General features: G+C 50.3%; 18 protein-coding genes and 1 pseudogene. 11 read left to right on the plus strand and 8 right to left on the minus strand.

Annotated elements, in window-relative coordinates; genetic code table 11:
* Positions 1–209 precede the first annotated feature (209 nt).
* On the plus strand, positions 210–2885 hold the full coding sequence (acnA, locus tag A7090_RS09345; RefSeq protein WP_105273816.1) for an aconitate hydratase AcnA: 2676 nt from the start codon (positions 210–212) through the stop codon (positions 2883–2885).
* Between the two features lie 62 nt (positions 2886–2947).
* On the opposite strand, the gene ribA is transcribed toward acnA, so the two are convergent.
* Positions 2948–3538, minus strand: coding sequence for a GTP cyclohydrolase II (gene ribA, locus A7090_RS09350; RefSeq protein ID WP_057696431.1), 591 nt, complete (start codon positions 3536–3538; stop codon positions 2948–2950).
* 169 nt (positions 3539–3707) lie between these two features.
* Between ribA and pgpB the strand changes: the two genes are divergently transcribed.
* The 5 genes from pgpB to yciH all read left to right on the plus strand — a co-directional run bounded on the left by pgpB (position 3708) and on the right by yciH (position 7358).
* The gene (gene pgpB / locus A7090_RS09355; RefSeq protein ID WP_105273817.1) at positions 3708–4472 is read left to right on the plus strand and encodes a phosphatidylglycerophosphatase B; all 765 of its coding nucleotides are present in this window, start codon (positions 3708–3710) and stop codon (positions 4470–4472) included.
* A gap of 148 nt (positions 4473–4620) precedes the next feature.
* A complete protein-coding gene (gene lapA, locus A7090_RS09360) occupies positions 4621–4929 on the plus strand; it encodes a lipopolysaccharide assembly protein LapA (protein ID WP_105273818.1) in 309 nt (102 codons plus the stop codon).
* 6 nt (positions 4930–4935) lie between these two features.
* Positions 4936–6105, plus strand: a complete 1170-nt coding sequence (gene lapB, locus A7090_RS09365; RefSeq protein WP_105273819.1) for a lipopolysaccharide assembly protein LapB — start codon at positions 4936–4938, stop codon at positions 6103–6105.
* Positions 6106–6294: 189 nt separating this feature from the next.
* On the plus strand, positions 6295–7032 hold the full coding sequence (gene pyrF / locus A7090_RS09370) for an orotidine-5'-phosphate decarboxylase (protein ID WP_105273820.1): 738 nt from the start codon (positions 6295–6297) through the stop codon (positions 7030–7032).
* A complete protein-coding gene (gene yciH / locus A7090_RS09375; protein ID WP_105273821.1) occupies positions 7032–7358 on the plus strand; it encodes a stress response translation initiation inhibitor YciH in 327 nt (108 codons plus the stop codon). Before pyrF ends, yciH begins: the two co-directional genes overlap by 1 nt.
* Before the next feature lie 162 nt (positions 7359–7520).
* On the opposite strand, the gene osmB is transcribed toward yciH, so the two are convergent.
* From osmB to fabI, 6 genes and pseudogenes are all read right to left on the minus strand, one after another.
* The gene (gene osmB / locus A7090_RS09380) at positions 7521–7739 is read right to left on the minus strand and encodes an osmotically-inducible lipoprotein OsmB (protein ID WP_105273822.1); all 219 of its coding nucleotides are present in this window, start codon (positions 7737–7739) and stop codon (positions 7521–7523) included.
* A 268-nt stretch (positions 7740–8007) separates the two neighbouring features.
* On the minus strand, positions 8008–8757 hold the full coding sequence (gene yciT / locus A7090_RS09385; protein WP_105273823.1) for a DNA-binding transcriptional regulator YciT: 750 nt from the start codon (positions 8755–8757) through the stop codon (positions 8008–8010).
* Positions 8758–8847: 90 nt separating this feature from the next.
* A complete protein-coding gene (locus A7090_RS09390) occupies positions 8848–9021 on the minus strand; it encodes a YciZ family protein (RefSeq protein ID WP_097485063.1) in 174 nt (57 codons plus the stop codon).
* Positions 9022–9367: 346 nt separating this feature from the next.
* A complete protein-coding gene (gene rnb / locus A7090_RS09395) occupies positions 9368–11302 on the minus strand; it encodes an exoribonuclease II (RefSeq protein ID WP_105273824.1) in 1935 nt (644 codons plus the stop codon).
* A 67-nt stretch (positions 11303–11369) separates the two neighbouring features.
* Positions 11370–12427 (minus strand): annotated as a pseudogene (locus A7090_RS09400) (CMD domain-containing protein).
* Between the two features lie 144 nt (positions 12428–12571).
* The gene (fabI, locus tag A7090_RS09410) at positions 12572–13360 is read right to left on the minus strand and encodes an enoyl-ACP reductase FabI (RefSeq protein ID WP_105273827.1); all 789 of its coding nucleotides are present in this window, start codon (positions 13358–13360) and stop codon (positions 12572–12574) included.
* A 643-nt stretch (positions 13361–14003) separates the two neighbouring features.
* Between fabI and A7090_RS09420 the strand changes: the two genes are divergently transcribed.
* From A7090_RS09420 to A7090_RS09440, 5 genes are all read left to right on the plus strand, one after another.
* A complete protein-coding gene (locus A7090_RS09420) occupies positions 14004–14570 on the plus strand; it encodes a TetR/AcrR family transcriptional regulator (RefSeq protein ID WP_105273829.1) in 567 nt (188 codons plus the stop codon).
* A 272-nt stretch (positions 14571–14842) separates the two neighbouring features.
* A complete protein-coding gene (locus A7090_RS09425) occupies positions 14843–15964 on the plus strand; it encodes an efflux RND transporter periplasmic adaptor subunit (RefSeq protein WP_105273830.1) in 1122 nt (373 codons plus the stop codon).
* A complete protein-coding gene (locus A7090_RS09430; RefSeq protein WP_198599578.1) occupies positions 15964–19071 on the plus strand; it encodes an efflux RND transporter permease subunit in 3108 nt (1035 codons plus the stop codon). The genes A7090_RS09425 and A7090_RS09430 overlap by 1 nt, the downstream gene beginning before the upstream one ends.
* A 3-nt stretch (positions 19072–19074) precedes the next feature.
* A complete protein-coding gene (locus A7090_RS09435) occupies positions 19075–20448 on the plus strand; it encodes an efflux transporter outer membrane subunit (RefSeq protein WP_105273831.1) in 1374 nt (457 codons plus the stop codon).
* Between the two features lie 8 nt (positions 20449–20456).
* The gene (locus A7090_RS09440) at positions 20457–21620 is read left to right on the plus strand and encodes a multidrug effflux MFS transporter (protein WP_105273832.1); all 1164 of its coding nucleotides are present in this window, start codon (positions 20457–20459) and stop codon (positions 21618–21620) included.
* A 52-nt stretch (positions 21621–21672) separates the two neighbouring features.
* On the opposite strand, the gene sapF is transcribed toward A7090_RS09440, so the two are convergent.
* Entirely contained in the window at positions 21673–22479 is an 807-nt protein-coding gene (sapF, locus tag A7090_RS09445; RefSeq protein ID WP_000573406.1) for a peptide ABC transporter ATP-binding protein SapF, read from the minus strand.

A 22479-nucleotide genomic window follows, 5' to 3' on the forward strand; every position in this document is an offset into this window, starting at 1 on the left:
AACCTACCAGAATATGGTGTTGGTTTATTAGCGCTGATTTATGGGGATCCCTCAGCGCTGCGGCGGGGTTTTCATTTGCTTTGCCACACGTTTTCTCCTCTTTTATCAATTCGGGTTGTTATCAAATCGTTACGCAATGTTTGTGTTATCTTTAATTATTCACCCTGAAGAGAATCAGGGCTTCGCAACCCTGTTATTAAGGAGGAGCTATGTCGTCAACCCTACGAGAAGTCAGTAAGGACACGTTGCAAGCCAAAGATAAAACTTACCACTACTACAGCCTGCCGCTTGCTGCCAAATCACTGGGTGATATCACCCGTCTGCCCAAGTCACTCAAAGTTTTGCTCGAAAACCTGCTGCGCTGGCAGGATGGTAACTCGGTTACCGAAGAGGATATCCATGCGCTGGCGAGATGGCTGAAAAATGCCCATGCTGACCGTGAAATTGCCTACCGTCCGGCGAGGGTGCTGATGCAGGACTTCACCGGCGTGCCCGCTGTTGTTGATCTGGCGGCAATGCGCGAAGCGGTTAAACGCCTCGGCGGCGATACTGCAAAGGTTAACCCGCTCTCACCGGTCGACCTGGTCATTGACCACTCGGTGACCGTCGATCGTTTTGGTGATGATGAGGCATTTGAAGAAAACGTACGCCTGGAAATGGAGCGCAACCACGAACGTTATGTGTTCCTGAAATGGGGACAACAGGCGTTCAGTCGGTTTAGCGTCGTGCCGCCAGGCACAGGCATTTGCCATCAGGTGAATCTCGAATATCTTGGCAAAGCCGTGTGGAGCGAATTGCAGGACGGTGAATGGATTGCCTATCCGGATACACTCGTTGGTACTGACTCGCACACCACCATGATCAACGGTCTTGGCGTGCTGGGATGGGGCGTTGGTGGGATCGAAGCAGAAGCCGCAATGTTAGGTCAGCCGGTTTCCATGCTTATCCCGGACGTAGTGGGCTTTAAACTTACCGGAAAATTACGTGAAGGTATTACCGCCACAGACCTGGTGCTTACTGTTACTCAGATGCTGCGTAAACACGGCGTCGTGGGTAAATTTGTCGAATTTTATGGTGATGGGCTGGATTCGCTGCCGCTGGCAGATCGTGCAACCATTGCCAACATGTCGCCAGAATACGGTGCAACCTGCGGTTTTTTCCCAATCGATGCTGTTACCCTTGATTACATGCGGTTAAGCGGGCGAAGTGAAGATCAGGTTGAACTGGTCGAAAAATATGCCAAAGCGCAGGGCATGTGGCGTAACCCTGGCGATGAACCGATTTTTACCAGTACGTTAGAACTGGATATGAATGACGTTGAAGTGAGCCTGGCAGGGCCAAAGCGCCCACAGGATCGCGTTGCACTGCCCGATGTACCAAAAGCATTTGCCGCCAGTAACGAGCTGGAAGTTAATGCCACACATAAAGATCGCCAGCCAGTCGATTATATTATGAACAGTCATCAGTATCAGTTACCTGATGGCGCAGTGGTCATTGCTGCGATAACGTCGTGCACCAACACCTCTAACCCAAGTGTGCTAATGGCCGCAGGTTTGCTGGCGAAAAAAGCCGTAACTCTGGGTCTCAAGCGGCAACCGTGGGTTAAAGCGTCGTTGGCACCGGGCTCGAAAGTCGTTTCTGATTATCTGGCAACAGCGAAACTGACACCGTATCTCGATGAACTGGGATTTAACCTTGTGGGATACGGTTGTACCACCTGTATTGGTAACTCTGGTCCGTTGCCCGATCCTATCGAAACTGCAATCAAAAAAGGCGATTTAACTGTCGGTGCCGTGCTATCCGGCAACCGTAACTTTGAAGGCCGTATCCATCCGCTGGTTAAAACCAACTGGCTGGCCTCGCCGCCGCTGGTGGTTGCCTATGCGCTGGCGGGAAATATGAATATCAACCTGGCTTCTGAACCTGTCGGCCATGATCGCAAAGGCGAGCCGGTATATCTGAAAGATATTTGGCCATCGGCACAAGAAATTGCCCGTGCGGTAGAACAAGTCTCCACAGAAATGTTCCGCAAAGAGTACGCAGAAGTTTTTGAAGGCACAGCAGAGTGGAAGGAAATTAACGTTGCACGATCAGATACCTACGGTTGGCAGGAGGATTCGACCTATATTCGCTTATCACCTTTCTTTGAGGAAATGCAGGCAACACCGGCACCCGTGGAAGATATTCACGGTGCGCGGATCCTCGCAATGTTGGGGGATTCAGTCACCACTGATCATATCTCTCCGGCGGGCAGTATTAAGCCCGACAGCCCGGCAGGTCGATATCTACAAAGTCGGGGTGTTGAGCGCAAAGACTTTAACTCCTACGGTTCGCGGCGTGGTAACCATGAAGTGATGATGCGTGGTACTTTCGCCAATATTCGCATCCGTAATGAAATGGTGCCTGGCGTTGAAGGGGGGATGACTCGGCATTTACCTGACAGCGATATCGTCTCTATTTATGATGCCGCGATGCGCTATAAGCAGGAGCAAACGCCACTGTCGGTGATTGCCGGGAAAGAGTATGGATCAGGCTCCAGCCGTGACTGGGCGGCAAAAGGTCCGCGTCTGCTTGGTATTCGTGTCGTGATAGCCGAATCGTTTGAACGAATTCACCGTTCGAATTTAATTGGCATGGGCATCCTGCCGCTGGAATTTCCGCAAGGTGTGACGCGCAAAACGTTAGGGCTAACCGGGGAAGAGAAGATTGATATTGTCGATCGGCAAAATCTACACCCCGGCGCGACGGTTCAGGTGACGCTTACGCGTGCGGATGGTAGCCAGGAAGTCGTACTCTGCCGTTGTCGTATCGACACCGCGACGGAATTGACTTACTACCAGAACGACGGCATTTTGCATTATGTCATTCGTAATATGTTGAAGTAATGAGTATTTGCTTGCCGGATGCAAGATAACCGGCAAGCAAATTAACTCGACACGCAAGAGGGTTATTTGTTCAGCAAATGCCCCATTTTCTCGGCTTTGGTATCAAGATAATGTTCGTTATTGGGGTTACGACCCACAATCAACGGCACGCGCTCAACAATATTAATCCCTGCTTCGGTCAGAATTTCGACTTTTTTCGGGTTGTTGGTTAACAAGCGGACCTCATTGACGCCAAGGAGTTTGAACATATCAGCGCAAAGAGTGAAGTCGCGCTCATCAGCCGCGAAGCCTAACTGGTGGTTAGCCTCGACGGTATCGTAACCTTGATCCTGCAGTGCGTAAGCGCGAATTTTATTAAGCAGACCAATGTTACGACCTTCCTGACGGTGATACAGCAAAATACCACGGCCTTCCTCGGCAATTTGCGTTAATGCCGCTTCGAGCTGGAAACCACAATCGCAGCGCAAGCTGAACAGGGCGTCACCGGTCAGACATTCGGAATGGACGCGCGCAAGTACCGGGGTATGCCCGGAAATATCGCCATAGACTAGCGCGACATGATCGTGTCCGGTTGCCAGTTCTTCAAATCCCACCATCAGGAAATCGCCCCATGGGGTTGGCAGATTGGCTTCTGCCACACGTTTAAGCTGCATGAAATTCTCCAGATAATGCTGGTTCTGTATTGGCTTATTTTGCCATAACGAGAAGGGGTTCACCTAATCACGACGCGTCGATCGTTCACGGAATGGCACAAATCTGTCAATTTTTCCTGGAACTGGCATTTTCAGTTATGATTGTGGGACTTATCAAAAAGGAGAGGCCATGCGTTCGATTGCCCAACGTACCGCAGTGGGAGCTGCATTATTGCTTGTTATGCCAGTAGCCGTATGGATTTCTGGTTGGCGCTGGCAACCTGAAGAACAAAGTTGGTTGCTAAAAGCGGCTTTTTGGGTTACTGAAACTGTCACCCAGCCCTGGGGCGTCATTACGCATCTGATTTTATTCGGCTGGTTTCTCTGGTGTCTGCGTTTTCGCATTAAGGCCGCCATTATGTTATTTGCCATTCTGGCAGCGGCAATTCTTGTTGGACAAGGCGTTAAATCCTGGATCAAAGACCAAGTTCAGGAACCACGACCTTTTGTTATCTGGCTGGAAAAAACACATCATATTCCGGTTGATGAGTTCTACACTTTAAAGCGAGCAGAACGCGGAAATCTAGTGAAAGAACAGTTGGCTGAAGAGAAAAACATCCCACAATATTTGCGTTCACACTGGCAAAAAGAGACAGGGTTTGCCTTTCCTTCCGGTCACACGATGTTTGCTGCCAGTTGGGCGCTGCTGGCTGTTGGGTTGCTGTGGCCGCGTCGGCGAACTTTTAGCATTGCTCTCTTGCTGCTCTGGGCAACGGGAGTCATGGGAAGCCGCCTGCTGCTCGGGATGCATTGGCCACGCGATCTGGTGGTAGCTACGTTGATTTCGTGGGCGCTGGTGGCGTTGGCAACGTGGCTTGCGCAACGAATTTGTGGGCCATTAACACCACCTGCGGAAGAAAATCGCGAAATAGCGCAACGAGAACAAGAAAGTTAACGCTGGTTGATTTTCCGAATTTAGCCCTTAAATCATCAACAATGCGCGTGGATGCCATTTCGCAGACGGCGCGAAAATGGTACTTTAAAGGGCTATTGCGGTAAGTTGACCATAATTTATTCGCTCTAACCACATAACGGGAAGTAATGTGAAATATTTACTCATTTTCTTACTGGTGTTAGCGATCTTCGTGATTTCGGTCACTTTAGGTGCGCAGAACGATCAACAGGTGACGTTTAATTATCTGTTAGCGCAAGGGGAGTACCGTATTTCCACATTGCTGGCGGTATTGTTTGCTGCGGGGTTTGCTATCGGTTGGTTGATTTGTGGCCTGTTCTGGCTGCGAGTTCGTGTTTCCCTGGCGCGCGCTGAACGCAAAATAAAGCGACTGGAAAACCAGCTTTCACCCGCGACTGACGTGGCTGTAACGCCGCATTCGTCAGTGGCGAAGGAATAACTTTCTATGCTGGAGTTGTTGTTTCTGCTTTTGCCTGTAGCCGCTGCCTATGGCTGGTATATGGGCCGCAGAAGTGCGCAACAAAACAAGCAAGATGAAGCCAACCGCTTGTCGCGTGATTATGTAGCGGGGGTTAACTTCCTGCTTAGTAATCAACAGGATAAAGCGGTAGACCTGTTTCTCGATATGCTTAAAGAGGATACAGGCACCGTTGAAGCCCACCTTACGCTCGGAAACCTGTTCCGTTCGCGTGGCGAAGTTGATCGCGCTATTCGCATCCATCAGACCCTAATGGAAAGCGCCTCGCTGACCTATGAACAGCGTTTGTTGGCGATTCAGCAACTGGGGCGTGATTACATGGCCGCCGGGTTATACGACCGTGCGGAAGATATGTTCAATCAGTTGACCGATGAAACTGACTTCCGCATTGGCGCGCTGCAACAACTGCTACAAATTTACCAGGCTACCAGCGAGTGGCAGAAAGCGATTGATGTCGCCGAACGCCTGGTGAAGCTGGGTAAAGATAAACAGCGCGTCGAAATTGCCCATTTCTACTGTGAGTTAGCCCTGCAGCATATGGCCAGCGACGATCTTGATCGTGCCATGGCCTTGTTAAAAAAAGGGGGGGCGGCAGATAAAAACAGCGCCCGCGTATCTATCATGATGGGGCGCGTGTTTATGGCGAAAGGAGAATACGCCAAAGCCGTCGAAAGTTTGCAACGCGTGATATCCCAGGACAGAGAGCTGGTCAGCGAAACGCTGGAAATGCTGCAAACCTGCTATCAGCAGTTGGGTAAAACTGCCGAATGGGCAGAGTTCTTGCAACGCGCGGTGGAAGAGAACACCGGTGCCGATGCTGAACTGATGCTTGCGGATATCATCGAAGCGCGCGACGGTAGTGAAGCCGCACAGGTCTATATTACGCGCCAGCTTCAGCGTCATCCGACCATGCGTGTTTTCCATAAGTTAATGGATTACCACTTAAATGAAGCGGAAGAAGGGCGCGCTAAAGAGAGCCTGATGGTGCTGCGTGACATGGTTGGCGAGAAGGTGCGTAGTAAGCCTCGTTATCGCTGCCAGAAATGCGGTTTTACCGCATACACACTCTACTGGCATTGTCCGTCTTGTCGGGCCTGGTCAACCATTAAACCGATTCGCGGTCTTGATGGCCTGTAATTTTAAAAAAATCCGACTTTAGTTACAACATACTGTTAATTGGACTTACATTCTGCTCCGGCAACGCCGACACAGAAAGCCTGGCAGGGGCGAAATCGCGACTGTTAATTTTTTATTTCCACGAGTAGAATGCTCGCCGTTTACCTGTTTCGCGCCACTTCCGGTGCCCATTATCAAGAAGGTCTGGTCATGACGTTAACTGCTTCATCTCCTTCCCGCGCTGTTACGAATTCTCCTGTGGTTGTTGCCCTTGATTATCATAATCGTGACGCTGCGTTGGCCTTTGTCGACAAAATCGACCCACGCGATTGTCGTCTGAAAGTCGGCAAAGAGATGTTTACGCTGTTTGGGCCACAGTTTGTGCGCGAACTTCAACAGCGTGGTTTTGATATCTTCCTTGACCTGAAATTTCACGATATTCCCAACACTGCAGCGCACGCTGTAGCTGCTGCAGCTGACTTAGGCGTGTGGATGGTGAATGTTCATGCCTCAGGTGGAGCGCGTATGATGAGCGCAGCGCGTGAGGCGCTGGTTCCGTTTGGCAAAGATGCACCGCTTTTGATTGCTGTGACAGTGTTGACCAGTATGGAAGCCAGCGACCTGGTCGATCTTGGCGTGACACTGTCACCTTTGGATTATGCAGAACGTCTGGCGGCACTGACGCAAAAATGTGGCCTTGATGGTGTGGTGTGTTCTGCTCAGGAAGCTGTGCGTTTTAAACAAGTATTCGGTCAGGAGTTCAAACTGGTTACGCCGGGCATTCGTCCGCAGGGGAGTGATGCGGGTGACCAGCGCCGCATAATGACGCCAGAACAGGCGTTGGCGGCGGGTGTTGATTATATGGTGATTGGTCGCCCGGTAACGCAATCGGTAGATCCAGCGCAAACGCTGAAAGCGATCAACACTTCTTTACAGCGGAGTGCATGATGAGTGATTCCAACAGTCGTCTGGTCTACTCAACAGAAACCGGACGTATTGATGAGCCAAAAACGCCCCCTGTACGCCCTAAGGGCGACGGTGTAGTGCGTATTCAGCGTCAGACCAGTGGACGTAAGGGTAAGGGCGTTTGCCTGATTACCGGTGTCGATCTCGATGATGCCGAACTGACAAAATTGGCAGCGGAGTTGAAGAAAAAATGCGGCTGCGGCGGGGCAGTTAAAGATGGAATTATTGAAATCCAGGGCGACAAGCGTGATTTATTAAAATCCCTGCTTGAAGCGAAAGGGATGAAGGTAAAACTCGCCGGCGGTTAACATAAAAAACTGCACCTTAATCAGTTGGGGGGCCAACTTTTGGGGTGCAGTTCAATATCTGTGGCTTTCGAATATTTTACTGTGTGTATTATTCAGTTATTTCATACTGAACAGAGCCAGGCGTATTATAATTGTGAGTCGATAATCGACATTTATTTACGTTTATTTACCGACCTGGTGACCAATAATACCACCGACGGCTGCACCACCTAATGTACCCAGCGTACTGCCATCTGTCAGTATTGCGCCGCCTAATGCCCCTGCACCCGCGCCGATTGCGGTGTTGCGGTCCCGTTTAGACCAGTTAGAACAGGCACTCAGAGACATTGCCAGGGTAATTGCCAGAACAGCCGCGGTCATTTTTTTGCTCGTTACAAACATAATACTCTCTCCTGAATTTATGCTTCACGGAAGCAAGCTTTCTATAACTATAATAGCCAGGAATAAGCCAGATAAAATTATTCCGTGAAATCCGTTCGCGCGCAGGGTTATATCACGCAGGTGATAATGACTTCCTGTTATATCGCTGATAATAATTTTATATCTTGAGAGTGTTGATAACAGGTAAAAAGTCTCAATTATCAACCAGGAATCATCTTAGAGCGGATGATTTGCCAGACTGCAAATCATCCATCGAGAAGGGAAAAGGTTAAATGTCAACGATGTGAACGGTGAGTTGACTGTGCTCAAGAAGCATCAGATCGCTGGCGCGTATTTTCGAATCGGTAATCACGCGATTGAATCGCTCAACGGGGCCGATGGCGTATGAATGTACGGCACCAAATTTCGAGCTGTCAGTCAGGATTATCGCTTCGCACTCTTTTTCCAGCACGGCGTTGACCACATCGGTACGCATCATATCGCGACCGGTAAACCCCGTTTCAGGCTGCCAGCCATCAATACCAATAAATGCTTTGCTGAAATATACCTGTTGGATGCACTGGCGTGTCAAAGGGCCAACCATACTTTCGCTTTTTTTCTGGTACACGCCACCAAGCAAAATGACTTCACAAGGCGCGTCTTTCAGCAAATGCGCAATGTAGCTGCTGACCGTGATGATAGTGACATTTTTCTTCTGCTCGCCCAGAGTCCGGGCGAGCAGGGCATTGCTGCTGCCATTTTCGATAAAGATTGTTTCGCCCGGTTGCACCAGTGACGCGGCAAACTCAGCCAGTTCACGCTTCAGTGTGTAGTTGCTCATCATACGGGTTTCGACGTCATCACTATCAAGCGAAACAGCAAAACCATGTGCACGGCGGAGGTAACTCAGTTTTTCGAGGGTGTTGAGATCCTGGCGAATGGTAACTTCAGAAACTCCAGTGGCTTTTGCCAGTTCGGTTACGCTAACCTGACCCTGGTCAATGACCATCTGTAGAATAGTTTGTTGTCGGGAATTCATCGCTGTAATTCTTATAACGTTATAATACTTAATAAAAAAATACTGACGCGCCGAGCATGCCTCAAATAGGCAAACCTGAAGGCACGATTGTTAGATCTCCCACGGTGCCTTCGGGATGTCTGGCGTAGATTCAGCAACCTGGCGCAAAAGTTCTGCTTTAAGTATCTCGAGATTATGGATCGCAGAGTGGTAATCGCCTGCCACAAGGATATCTAACACAATATCAATACGTTCGGCAACGTGCTGGGCATCAAATTCAGACATCAAGGACATCCTTATAGCAAAAGGGGGATGATGAATAATGCTAAATTCAATGCCCGGACCCGCGACTACGAGACAAATATTTCGACCGAGAGAGTTGTACAACGTTGTGGACTCCCTAATGGTTTTCATGATGCATATCCTCCGGTTAACAGCGGAGCCCGCGCTTAAATAAAAGGAACAATATGACTTACATGAAATTAGCGGCGGCTAAACGCATTGTTTTTTATATATTTACGTGTAATTCAGCTTTCAAACGAAAGTCAGATTAAAAAATCTGCCGGGATAAAACGAAGGCAAAGCGGGGAGGTTCACGGCCCATCCGTGAGGAATGGGCCGTGAAAGGAGGTTACGCGACCGGGCGCGCAATAATGCTGCGGGTTTCCATGCGGACTTCGGCAATGGTGACGTCAATAACGTCAGTCACTTTGTAAACCGTTTCACCTTTAATTTGTACGGTGCCGTTTTCCTGGCTGCATACCAGTTCATCGCGCACAGCGTGTAAGAAAGGCGCCGGAATAAAAGCGATAGCGCCGTTATCAACCAAACGCACACGCATGCCGCCACGGCTGATATCGACAATTTCCGCTGCGAAACGGGTGTCGGTCCCGGCTTTGTCTTTCAGGAAGCGTGCGTATAACCAGTCGCCAACATCACGTTCTGCCATCCGGTTGAGACGGCGACGTTCGGCCATTTGGACAGTGATTTCATCCTGTGGACGCGTCGCAGTTTCGCCTTTGATAACCGCTTTCAGCAGACGATGGTTGATCATGTCGCCATATTTACGGATCGGCGAAGTCCAGGTGGCGTATGCCTCCAGGCCGAGGCCAAAGTGAGGACCGGGTTCAGTACTAATTTCAGCAAATGACTGGAAACGACGAATGCGGCTGTCGAGGAAACCGGTCGGTTGCGCATCCAGTTCACGACGCAGTTTGCAGAAACCGTCCAGCGTGAGCACTTCTTTGGCATCGACATGCAGGCCGTGCGTTTTCAGTAACGCTGCCAGCGCATCGGCATTCGCTGGATCAAAGCCCATATGCACGTTATAGATGCCAAAACCGAGCTTATCGCGCAGTACGCGGGCCGCACAAATGTTAGCGGCGATCATCGCTTCTTCGACGATACGGTTGGCAATGCGACGAGGCTCGGCGACGATATCCAGCACTTCACCTTTTTCACCGAGAATAAAGCGGTAATCCGGGCGATCTTTAAACACCAGCGCGTGGTTATGACGCCACTCGCCGCGGCGTTGGCAAATTTGCGCTAACAAACGAATTTGTTCCGCAATTGCTTCACTTTCAGGCTGCCAGTCACCGGTATTTTCCAGCCAGTCAGAAACCTGGTCATACACCAGCTTCGCTTTGGATTCGATAGTGGCGGCAAAGAATTCGATATGCTCTTCAATGGTGCCATCAGTGGAGAGCGTCATGCGGCATGCCAGTACCGGGCGGACTTCATTGGCGCGCAGTGAGCAGAGATCGTCAGAAAGCTCGCGTGGCAGCATAGGGATGTTGAAGCCAGGCAGATAGTTGGTGAATGCGCGAATTTTCGCGGCTTTGTCCAGCTTACTGCCTTCAGCAATCCACGCGGTTGGATCGGCAATCGCCACAATCAGCTGCAATTTGTCATCCGGCAACGCCTTAGCGAAAAGGGCGTCATCCATATCTTCCGTGCTGGCACTGTCGATGGTGACAAAATTCAGCGCGGTCAGATCTTCACGAATCAGACCTTCATCGAGCATTTCGGTAGCAACGCCGTCTGGCGCTTCTTTTTCTAGATTATGGCGCGCCAGGGTAACCCACCACGGTACAAAGTGGTCGTCACCAAAAGTGATGTATTGTGTCAGTTCAGCATAGAAAGAACGATCGCCTTTCAGCGGATGACGGCGCATTTCGGCAACCGCCCAGTCGCCTTCTTTAAACTCGTGGTTCAGGCCACGGGCTGCGCGGCAAGGAATGGCGTCTTTTAAGAGTGGATGATCAGGAACGATGGCCAGACGGTCATTTTTGCCCTGAACTTTACCCACGAAACGAGTCAGAAACGGTTCAACCAGTTCTTCTGGCTCTGCGGATTCACGGTCTTTTTCACTGTGGATCACTGCGATAATTCGGTCGCCATGCATGACTTTTTTCATCTGCGGCGGTGGAATGAAATAACTTTTTTGCGCGTCGACTTCCAGGAAGCCAAAGCCTTTTTCTGTGGCTTTTACCACCCCTTCAGCGCGTGGCGTCTGGGAATGCAGTTGCTGTTTAAGCTGCGCAAGCAGCGGGTTGTCCTGAAACATAATTGTCTATTTTGGTGGCCATTAGAGCGGCTGACAGTTTTACGCGAATCTGTCAGACGCGGCAAGGTTAATATGTCTCACCCAACGCGATTTTTAAGCGATTTATCCAGCCACACAGCCCGCTCCATACCAGCAGATTAATAATCTGCGTTGATGATTCTTCGTGTTCGAGTAATAGGCTGAACTGGGCGGCGCTAAAGCGATCGGGTGCTCGGGTCAGCCATTGTATCGCCTGAACGGTAGCGCGCTCAACAGAATGACGGTCAGCCCATTGGTTAATTTCATTTTCGCCCTTACGCAGAAGGTGGCTGATTTTTTTATATTCATTTGATGAATTAATACAGGCGGTAAAACAAGCAGGACTGCCATTTATCCGCGCGCATAGCAACGCCGCAAGCTGGTTACCCCGCAGTGTTTCAACCAGTGTGCTGTTTAACAACTTTTCGAGAAAGGAAAGCGAATTAGGGTGGAGAGAGAGCGTTGCGGCCAGTTGGCAAAGTTCTGCAGTTGAACTTTTTGTATGCTCATCAGGTAGCTTTTCTACCTCATAGCAGTTTCGCCAGCGTATTGATTCATCAACAAACAGTGACGCGTCGGCATAGTTTTGTATCTCCAGACCAGGTAACCAGCGTACCAGATGCCCGAGATAAGCCTGAAATGTCGCCATTACCCGCGCCTGAAAGCCAATAAAACCAATAATTTGGTTAATAATCACACAGTCTCCGGCAGTAAGCCCGACGTCATTCAGATGCTGGCGCGATCGGTTGTCGATAATAGAAGGCGAGCTGGCCAGTTGGCGGGCATATTGCGTGATTTGTGCCAGCCGATGATTACTTTCTCTGGAAGAATCAGGTCCGGGGAGTGGCGTAAGTCGCGCCGAATAGTAGTTGCACAATCGCTGGATGCCGCAAACCTGAGCAACCGTCAGGGCCGTTGACAGGCGTTCATAAGCGGTGAAGGTCTGTGAACGGGGCCCAGCGTTTCTTCATCAAGGATCACGTCGAGCAGAAAGGGATCGCTGACCCTTGCGGCTTCCGGGACCAGAGGCAGAACGTCATACTCCGCAGTACTGGATTGCGTTTCATGATACCAGTGGCTTTTGCCGATAATGTGGCGTTGTTCCATGGGCGCTCCTGGGTCGTAAAGGAAATCGTTATCCTGACGCAAGGCGGGAAGGGGAGAAAGACAGATCGGCGATAACAAATATCAGAAAGGTATAACAGATATAACGGGCGGCAGAACGCCGCCCAATATTTACCAACAGAACGATTATTTCAGTTCGAGTTCGTTCATGGCAGCGATGCTGAAACCGCCGTCAACGTGGACTACTTCACCGGAGATACCTGCAGAGAGATCGGAGCACAGGAATGCCGCGGAGTTACCCACATCTTCAATAGTAACGGTACGACGAATCGGCGTAACAGCTTCGCAATGTGCCAGCATTTTGCGGAAGTCTTTGATACCGGAAGCCGCCAGGGTACGGATCGGACCCGCAGAAATAGCGTTAACACGCACACCTTCCGGACCCATCGCGTTCGCCATATAGCGTACGTTCGCTTCCAGAGACGCTTTCGCCAGCCCCATAACGTTGTAGTTCGGGATAGCGCGCTCAGCGCCCAGGTAGGAAAGGGTCAGCAGGGCAGACCCCGGATTCAGCATGGAGCGGCACGCTTTTGCCATTGCAACGAAGCTGTAGGCGCTGATGTCGTGGGCAATTTTGAAGCCTTCGCGAGTCACAGCATTAACATAGTCACCATCCAGCTGATCGCCAGGTGCAAAACCAATAGAGTGCACGAAACCGTCAAATTTCGGCCAAACTTTCCCCAGTTCAGCGAACATGGTGTCGATGCTGGCATCTTCGGCAACATCGCACTGCAGAACGATGTCAGAACCCAATTGAGCGGCAAATTCTTCTACGCGGCCTTTCAGTTTGTCGTTCTGGTAGGTGAATGCCAGTTCAGCTCCTTCGCGGTGCATCGCCTGAGCGATACCGTAGGCGATGGACAGTTTGCTGGCAACACCGGTTACCAGAATGCGCTTACCGGAAAGAAAACCCATAGCGTTAATCCTTATTGTTGATGCTTGTTGTGCCTGAAAATCAGGCGATTCGTCGTTTTAGTAAACAGTACGAACAGATAAACGGTTATTATAATCAACCTGGCTGTGGGTGGCTATAGTTGCGCTTTCTGTACCGGAGAGAAGCTGCGGTACAGAGCATTTTGCGTTATCTGCTCCTGACGCCTGCACGGGGTAGGTTGGGGAGATATCTTATATACTCGTCATACTTCAAGTTGCATGTGCTGCGACTGCGTTCGCTCACCCCAGTCACTTACTTATGTAAGCTCCTGGGGATTCACTCGCTTGCCGCCTTCCTGCAACTCGAATTATTTAGAGTATAGTATCTGACTTTGCAACTATTTGTATTAGTGCCGATAAGTTTGATGATGAAAACAGAAGTGAATTTATCAGCTTCTGCGTCGGTTATGTTATCGATGATTAGTAATCTAATAAGTCGCTGTCTTTCTGATGAATTGACCCTAACTTAATATTGTCAACTATCTTCACAGAATCTCCACAATCTCTTCATTATCAGAATATGCACCATGAATAAGAAAAAATACTTTCCATCACTTTGGAGAAACGTATAATTAGCAAAAATGAGAATGATCATTCTCGCCAAGTGATAGGCCAGGAGACAGAAATGACCAGCAAGCTGGAGATACGCCACAAACAGCGTCAGGATGAAATTATTAACGCCGCCCGTCGGTGTTTTCGCCGCTACGGGTTTCATGCCGCCAGTATGTCGCAAATTGCCAGCGAAACTCAGCTTAGTGTGGGTCAGATATATCGTTACTTCGCCAACAAAGACGCCATTATTGAAGAGATGGTTCGCCGTATCATCGACTTTCGTATTGCCCGGATGGACATTGACGCGCGTACCGATCACTTCCCGGAAGTCCTTGCTTTGCGGAAATCCTTAAATGAGGACGACGACGCGTTGATGCTGGAAGTGGCTGCAGAAGCTACACGTAACCCGCGGGTGATGGCTATGCTTGAGGAAGCTGACGCCAGAATGTTTGCTAACGCTTGTGCGCATATGAAAAGAATGCATCCACATCTTAGCGATGAGCACATTCGTTGCTGCGTTGAAGTGCTTGCCACCATGATGGAAGGTACGGTTTATCGTCGTTTAACACCGCAAAAAAGCGATCCACAACGTCTGCAGGAAATATATCAGGATATTGTTAGTATGTTGATAAATAAATAAGAACAGAATTAACTGATATACTCGACATACTTCAAGTTTCATGTGCTGCGACTGCGTTCGTTCACCCCAGTCACTTACTCTAGTAAGCTCCAGGGGATTCACTCGCTTATCGCCTTCCTGAAACTTGAATTATTTAGAGTATAGTGGGGGATATTAATCCCCCTTATTTCATTGCGAGATTCATTTCGCGATGCGGGTTCGTTATATCTTAATATCCCTGACACATCCTCATTCATTCTAATGAGGCGGGTATTGCTCACCCTGGAGAAATAATGAAGTATATAGCAACATCTGTAGTGGCAATGCTGATTTTATCTGGTTGTGATAATACACAAAATAACAATTCATCCCCGTCGGAAACCGAGGTGGGCGTTATTACGCTCAAATCTCAGCCGGTTTCGATAGTCAGTGAATTAACCGGGCGCACCAGTGCTGCACTCAGTGCTGAAGTACGTCCGCAGGTTGGGGGAATTATCCAGAAACGCTTGTTTAAGGAAGGCGATCTGGTCAAGACCGGACAGCCGCTCTACCAGATTGATGCGGCCAGTTATCGGGCGGCATGGAACGAAGCCCGAGCTGCATTACAACAGGCACAGGCTCTGGTCAAAGCCGATTGCCAGAAAGCACTGCGCTATGCCCGACTGGTGAAAGAGAACGGTGTTTCACAACAGGATGCTGATGATGCTCAGTCTACCTGTGCACAAGATAAAGCCAGTGTAGAGGCGAAAAAAGCCGCACTGGAAACTGCGCGCATTAATCTTGACTGGACCACGGTAACCGCACCGATTTCGGGGCGTATTGGCATTTCGTCGGTAACCCCTGGCGCACTGGTGACCGCGTCGCAGGATACGGCGTTAACGACTATTCGTGGTCTGGAGACAATGTATGTCGACCTCACTCGCTCCAGTGTCGATTTATTACGTCTGCGTAAACAGTCACTGGCGACCAACAGTGACACCATGAGCGTCTCACTTATTCTGGAAGATGGCACAACCTACAGCGAAAAAGGGCGTCTGGCACTCACCGAAGTGGCTGTGGATGCGTCTACCGGTTCGGTGACATTACGGGCGATTTTCCCTAATCCACAACAACAGTTATTACCAGGCATGTTTGTTCGCGCTCGTGTCGATGAAGGCGTGATGGAAGACGCTATTCTCGCGCCTCAACAGGGCGTCACGCGGGATGCTAAAGGCAATGCGACTGCGCTGGTGGTGAATAAAGACAATAAAGTAGAGCAGCGAACGCTCGAAATGGGAGAAACGTATGGTGATAAATGGCTGGTGCTGAACGGCCTGCACAACGGCGACCGACTGATTGTTGAAGGTTCTGCCAAAGTAACTTCAGGGCAGACCGTCAAGGCTGTTGAAGTTCAGGCTAATGGAGGCAACGCCTGATGTTTTCACGCTTTTTTGTTCGCAGGCCGGTCTTTGCCTGGGTTATCGCCATTTTGATTATGTTGGCGGGTATTCTGGCCATTCGCACATTACCCGTCGCGCAATATCCTGACGTTGCACCGCCGACCATTAAAATTTCAGCCACTTATACTGGTGCTTCTGCCGAAACGCTGGAGAACAGCGTGACTCAGGTTATCGAGCAACAACTCACCGGGCTTGATAATTTACTCTATTTCAGCTCAACCAGTAGCTCTGATGGTTCGGTCAGTATTAATGTGACCTTTGAACAAGGCACCGATCCCGACACTGCGCAGGTTCAGGTGCAGAATAAAATCCAGCAGGCAGAGTCGCGCTTACCAAGTGAAGTGCAGCAAACGGGTGTCACAGTGGAAAAATCGCAAAGCAACTTTTTGCTGATTGCTGCCGTATATGACACCACAGATAAAGCCTCCAGTTCGGATATCGCCGACTGGCTGGTCAGTAACGTTCAGGATCCGCTGGCGCGTGTTGAAGGTGTGGGGAGTCTGCAAGTCTTTGGCGCGGAATACGCTATGCGCATCTGGCTTGACCCGGCCAAACTGGCCTCTTACGCGCTGATGCCTTCAGACGTGCAGAATGCTATTGAAGCGCAAAACATTCAGGTTACAGCCGGGAAAATAGGAGCTTTGCCCTCGTCGAATACGCAGCAACTGACCGCAACGGTACGGGCGCAGTCTCGTTTGCAGACTGTGGAGCAGTTCAAAAATATTATCGTGAAAAGCCAGTCAGACGGCGCTGTTGTTCGCATAAAAGATGTGGCTCGCGTTGAGATGGGCAGTGAAGATTATACCGCGATCGGCAAACTTAACGGTCACCCGTCTGCCGGGGTTGCTGTAATGCTTTCGCCCGGTGCGAATGCGCTGAATACGGCGACGCTGGTTAAGGATAAGATTGCCGAATTCCAGCGGAACATGCCGCAGGGATACGACATCGCATATCCGAAAGACAGCACGGAATTTATTAAAATCTCTGTAGAGGACGTAATTCAGACGCTGTTTGAAGCCATCGTTCTGGTGGTTTGCGTGATGTATTTATTCCTGCAAAATCTGCGTGCAACGCTGATCCCGGCGTTAGCTGTTCCCGTTGTTTTGCTGGGGACATTCGGTGTTCTCGCATTATTCGGTTATTCCATAAATACCCTGACATTGTTTGCGATGGTACTGGCGATCGGCCTGCTGGTGGACGATGCCATTGTGGTAGTAGAAAACGTCGAGCGTATTATGCGCGACGAAGGGCTGCCTGCGCGTGAAGCAACGGAAAAATCAATGGGTGAAATTTCTGGCGCTCTGGTTGCTATTGCTCTGGTACTGTCTGCCGTATTTCTGCCAATGGCCTTCTTTGGCGGCTCTACCGGTGTCATTTATCGGCAGTTCTCCATAACCATCATCTCCGCAATGTTGCTTTCTGTGGTGGTGGCATTGACCTTGACACCCGCGCTGTGTGGTTCCGTCCTACAGCATGTTCCACCGCATAAAAAGGGATTTTTCGGCGCATTTAACCGCTTTTATCGCCGTACTGAAGATAGATATCAGCGACGTGTGCTTTATGTCCTGCGCCGTACGGCCCAAACGATGGGCGTTTATGTTGTGCTGAGTGGTGGAATGGCCCTGATGATGTGGAAACTGCCTGGTAGTTTCTTACCTACAGAAGATCAGGGCGAAATCATGGTGCAGTACACACTGCCCGCCGGGGCAACCGCTGCCCGTACAGCAGAAGTGAATCGCCAGATTGTTGACTGGTTCCTGGTTAACGAGAAAGCAAATACCGATGTCATCTTTACCGTTGATGGTTTTAGTTTTAGCGGCAGTGGACAGAACACCGGGATGGCTTTTGTCTCGTTGAAAAACTGGTCACAACGGAAAGGGGGAGAAAATACCGCCCAGGCTATCGCCTTACGGGCAACCAAAGAGCTGGGCACAATTCGTGACGCTACTGTTTTTGCAATGACGCCACCCGCAGTTGATGGGCTGGGGCAAAGCAATGGTTTTACGTTTGAATTGTTAGCTAACGGTGGAACCGATCGTGAAACACTATTGCAAATGCGCAATCTGTTGATAGAAAAAGCCCATCAAAGTCCGGAATTACATTCTGTACGCGCCAATGATTTGCCACAAATGCCGCAATTGCAGGTGGATATTGATAGTAATAAAGCGGTGTCATTAGGGTTGAATTTGAATGATGTCACCGACACCCTGTCCAGTGCGTGGGGCGGTACTTATGTGAATGACTTTATTGATCGTGGTCGTGTGAAAAAAGTCTACATTCAGGGCGACAGTGAATTTCGTTCCGAGCCGTCAGACTTAGGTAAATGGTTTGTGCGCGGTAGCGATAATGCCATGACACCGTTCTCTGCTTTTGCGACCACCCGCTGGCTGTATGGACCGGAAAGACTGGTGCGTTACAACGGCTCCGCGGCCTATGAAATCCAGGGGGAAAATGCGAACGGGTTTAGTTCTGGCGACGCGATGACAAAAATGGAGGCGCTGGCAAACAGTCTTCCACAAGGAACAACCTGGGCCTGGAGTGGTTTGTCATTGCAGGAGAAACTGGCCAGCGGTCAGGCATTGAGTTTGTACGCGGTCTCTATTCTGGTCGTTTTCCTCTGCCTTGCTGCACTGTACGAAAGCTGGTCAGTGCCGTTCTCGGTCATTCTGGTGATCCCTCTGGGGCTTCTTGGCGCGGCGCTGGCGGCATGGATGCGTGACTTAAACAACGATGTTTACTTCCAGGTGGCGCTATTAACCACTATCGGGTTGTCGTCGAAAAACGCCATTCTGATTGTGGAATTTGCTGAAGCTGCGGTTGCTGAGGGCTATTCCCTGAGTCGGGCGGCATTACGCGCGGCGCAGACTCGTTTACGCCCAATCATCATGACTTCGCTGGCGTTTATTGCGGGGGTAATGCCACTGGCGATGGCAACCGGCGCAGGTGCGAACAGCCGCATCGCCATTGGTACGGGCATTATTGGCGGCACGCTGACCGCTACATTACTGGCCATTTTCTTCGTTCCTCTGTTTTTTGTACTGGTGAAACGTTTGTTTGCCGGTAAACCGCGCTATCAGGAGTGAGTTATGTTGCGTCGTTCTCTTATTTTTCTGGTGCTGTTGAGTGCGGGGTGTGTCTCGCTCGATCCCCACTACAGCACGCCTGAATCTCCAATCCCGGCGACCTTGCCGGGAGCACAGGGCCAGGGGAAGGCTATAAGCCATGACTGGCAGCAGGTGATCTACGATCCCCGATTGCAGCAGGTGGTGACCATTGCACTGAACAGTAACCGCGATGTGCAAAAAGCGATAGCTGATATTGACTCAGCACGGGCGCTATATGGCCAAACCAATGCGTCGTTATTCCCGACGGTGAATGCGGCCTTAAGCTCGACCCGCAGTCGTTCGCTGGCGAATGGCTCGGGGACCACTGCCGAGGCTGACGGCACGGTGTCCAGTTTTACGGTAGATCTGTTTGGTCGTAATCAGAGTTTGTCACGGGCGGCGCGGGAAACTTGGCTTGCCAGTGAATTTACAGCACAGAACACTCGCTTAACGCTGATTGCCGAAATCAGCACTGCCTGGCTGACTCTGGCGGCTGATAACAGCAACCTGGCCCTGGCAAAAGAAACGATGGTCAGTGCAGAGAACTCATTGAAAATTATCCAGCGCCAGCAACAGGTTGGCACGGCTGCAGCGACAGATGTCAGCGAGGCGATGAGTGTTTATCAGCACGCGCGCGCCAGCGTTGCCAGCTATCAGACACAAGTGATGCAGGATAAAAATGCGCTGAACTTACTGGCAGGTACAACGCTTACGGAAAATCTGCTACCGGGAACACTGGAAAGCCTGCCGGAACAGATGATAAGCCTGGTTCCTGCGGGAATGTCATCTGACGTTCTGCTGCGTCGTCCGGATATCCAGGAAGCGGAACATAATCTGAAGAGCGCCAATGCCGATATTGGCGCGGCGAGGGCTAACTTTTTCCCGACGATTTCGCTGACTGCGAGTGCCGGGGTTGGCAGTGACGCATTGTCATCGCTGTTCAGCCACGGAATGCAGGTCTGGTCATTTGCACCATCGGTAACATTACCGCTGTTCACCGGCGGTAGTAATCTGGCGCAGCTTCGTTACGCAGAAGCACAAAAGCGCGGGCTCATGGCTACCTATGAAAAAACCGTTCAGAGCGCGTTTAAAGATGTCTCGAACGCGCTGGCGCGGCGGGCCACGCTTGAAGAACAACTGGATGCACAACGTCAGTATGTTAAAGCTGAACAACAAACGGTCGATGTTGGCCTGCGTCGCTATCAGGCTGGTATCGGTGATTACCTGACCGTGTTGACGGCACAGCGCAGCTTGTGGAGCGCACAGCAGGAGTTGCTGGCACTGCAACTGACAGATTTTACAAACCGAATCACGCTCTGGCAGTCGCTGGGCGGCGGCATGTCATCACTCAAGTAAGGAATAGTATGGCTAGAGTCTCTCTTTCATGGGCATTGATTCTTGGTCTTTTAGCCGGTATCGGCCCGATGTGTACCGATCTTTATTTACCGGCTTTGCCGGAGATGTCAGAGCAACTGGTGGCAACCACGACCATAACGCAATTAACGCTGACCGCATCACTGATCGGTCTTGGCGTCGGGCAACTGTTATTTGGCCCTCTGAGCGACAAAATAGGGCGTAAACGTCCGTTAATCTTGTCGTTGCTATTGTTTATTGTTTCCTCCATTTTGTGCGCGACAACGAACAATATTTACTGGCTGGTGGTCTGGCGTTTTATTCAGGGGATCGCGGGTGCAGGTGGTTCGGTGCTCTCTCGTTCTATTGCTCGTGATAAATATCAGGGTGTAACGTTGACCCAGTTCTTTGCGCTGTTAATGACGGTGAATGGCCTTGCACCGGTGTTGTCGCCAGTGTTGGGGGGGTACATTGTCAGCACTTTTGACTGGCGCACTTTATTCTGGGTGATGGCAGAAATTAGCACCGTACTGTTGCTGAGCTGCCTGCTATTTATCAATGAGACCTTGCCAGAAAATAAAAGGGGATCTTCATTGCTATTAACCGGACGAAGTGTGTTACAGAATCGTCGTTTTATGCGCTTTTGCCTGATTCAAAGTTTTATGTTGGCAGGCTTGTTTGCGTATATTGGCTCTTCGTCTTTCGTGTTGCAGAAAGAATTTGGCTTTAGTCCAATGCAATTTAGCCTGGTGTTTGGCCTTAACGGCATCGGGCTTATTATCGCCTCGTGGATTTTCTCTCGACTGGCTCGGCGTATTGATGCGATGACATTGTTGCGAGGTGGCCTGATAGGAGCAATTTTGTGCGCATTGCTCACAGTCTTATGCGCATGGTTACAATTGCCCATTTCGGCACTGGTGGCTTTATTTTTCACCATCGCATTTTGTAGCGGCATCGGCACTGTTGGCGGGGCAGAGGCTATGAGTGCAGTAGGAACGCAGGAATCTGGAACGGCGTCTGCGTTGATGGGGATGAGCATGTTTGTCTTCGGCGGTATAGCCGCGCCATTGTCGGGATTGGGTGGGGAAACGCTGTTAAAAATGAGCCTGGCAATTACGGTGTGTTATACGCTGGCATTCCTGGCTGCGCTCACCAGAATCGACAAACAAAACTAATGAATGCCTCATCCTGACGGCGGTTTCCTCTGTCAGGATGAGGTACAGAACACTAACGATCTTTACGCCACGCATCTGCCGTCAATGCTTCGCCAAAATGACCGGCAATCAGTCGTTTGGTGAGGTCGTGTAGCGGAGAGGCGAGCACATCGGCAGTGCTGCCGCGTTCAACCACTTCACCCTGATGCATCACCAGCACCTGATCGCTGATGTGTTTCATCATTCCGATATGCTGGGTGACATAAATATACGAAATGCCCTGTTTTTCCTGTAACTCCAGCATCAGATTAATCAACTGCGAACGCATCGACATATCCAGTGAGGCGAGGGCTTCATCGGCAATAATCACTTTGGGGCGCAATATCAGCGCACGTGCAAGCCCCAGACGCTGTTTTTGCCCGGGGGCCAACATGTGCGGATAGTAACTGACGTGATCCGGTAGCAGCCCAACCATACGCATCGTTTCAATAATCTGTTTCCGACGCTGCTCAGGTTCCAGATCAGTGTTCAGGCGCAGTGGAAAATCCAGAATTTGCGAGATACGTTGCCGGGGATTCAACGAGGTCGAGGGATCCTGAAAAATCATGCGAATACGCTGACTACGGAAGGAATAATCGCCAAAATGCAGTGGATGATCGTCAATCAATAACTCGCCGCTGGTAGGTTCTATCATTCCCGCCAGCATTTTGGCCAGCGTGGATTTACCCGAACCATTCTCGCCAATAATCGCTAGTGTCTGACCTTCACGTAGCGTAAAACTCAAGGGCTTTACCGCCTCTACGGTCTGACGACGAAACCAGCCGGTCCGGTAGCGGAACGTTTTACTTAAATTACGCACTTCAAGCAGCGTTTCGATCAT

This window comes from Escherichia sp. MOD1-EC7003, assembly GCF_002965065.1.
In the GTDB taxonomy this organism is placed as follows: Bacteria; Pseudomonadota; Gammaproteobacteria; order Enterobacterales; family Enterobacteriaceae; genus Escherichia.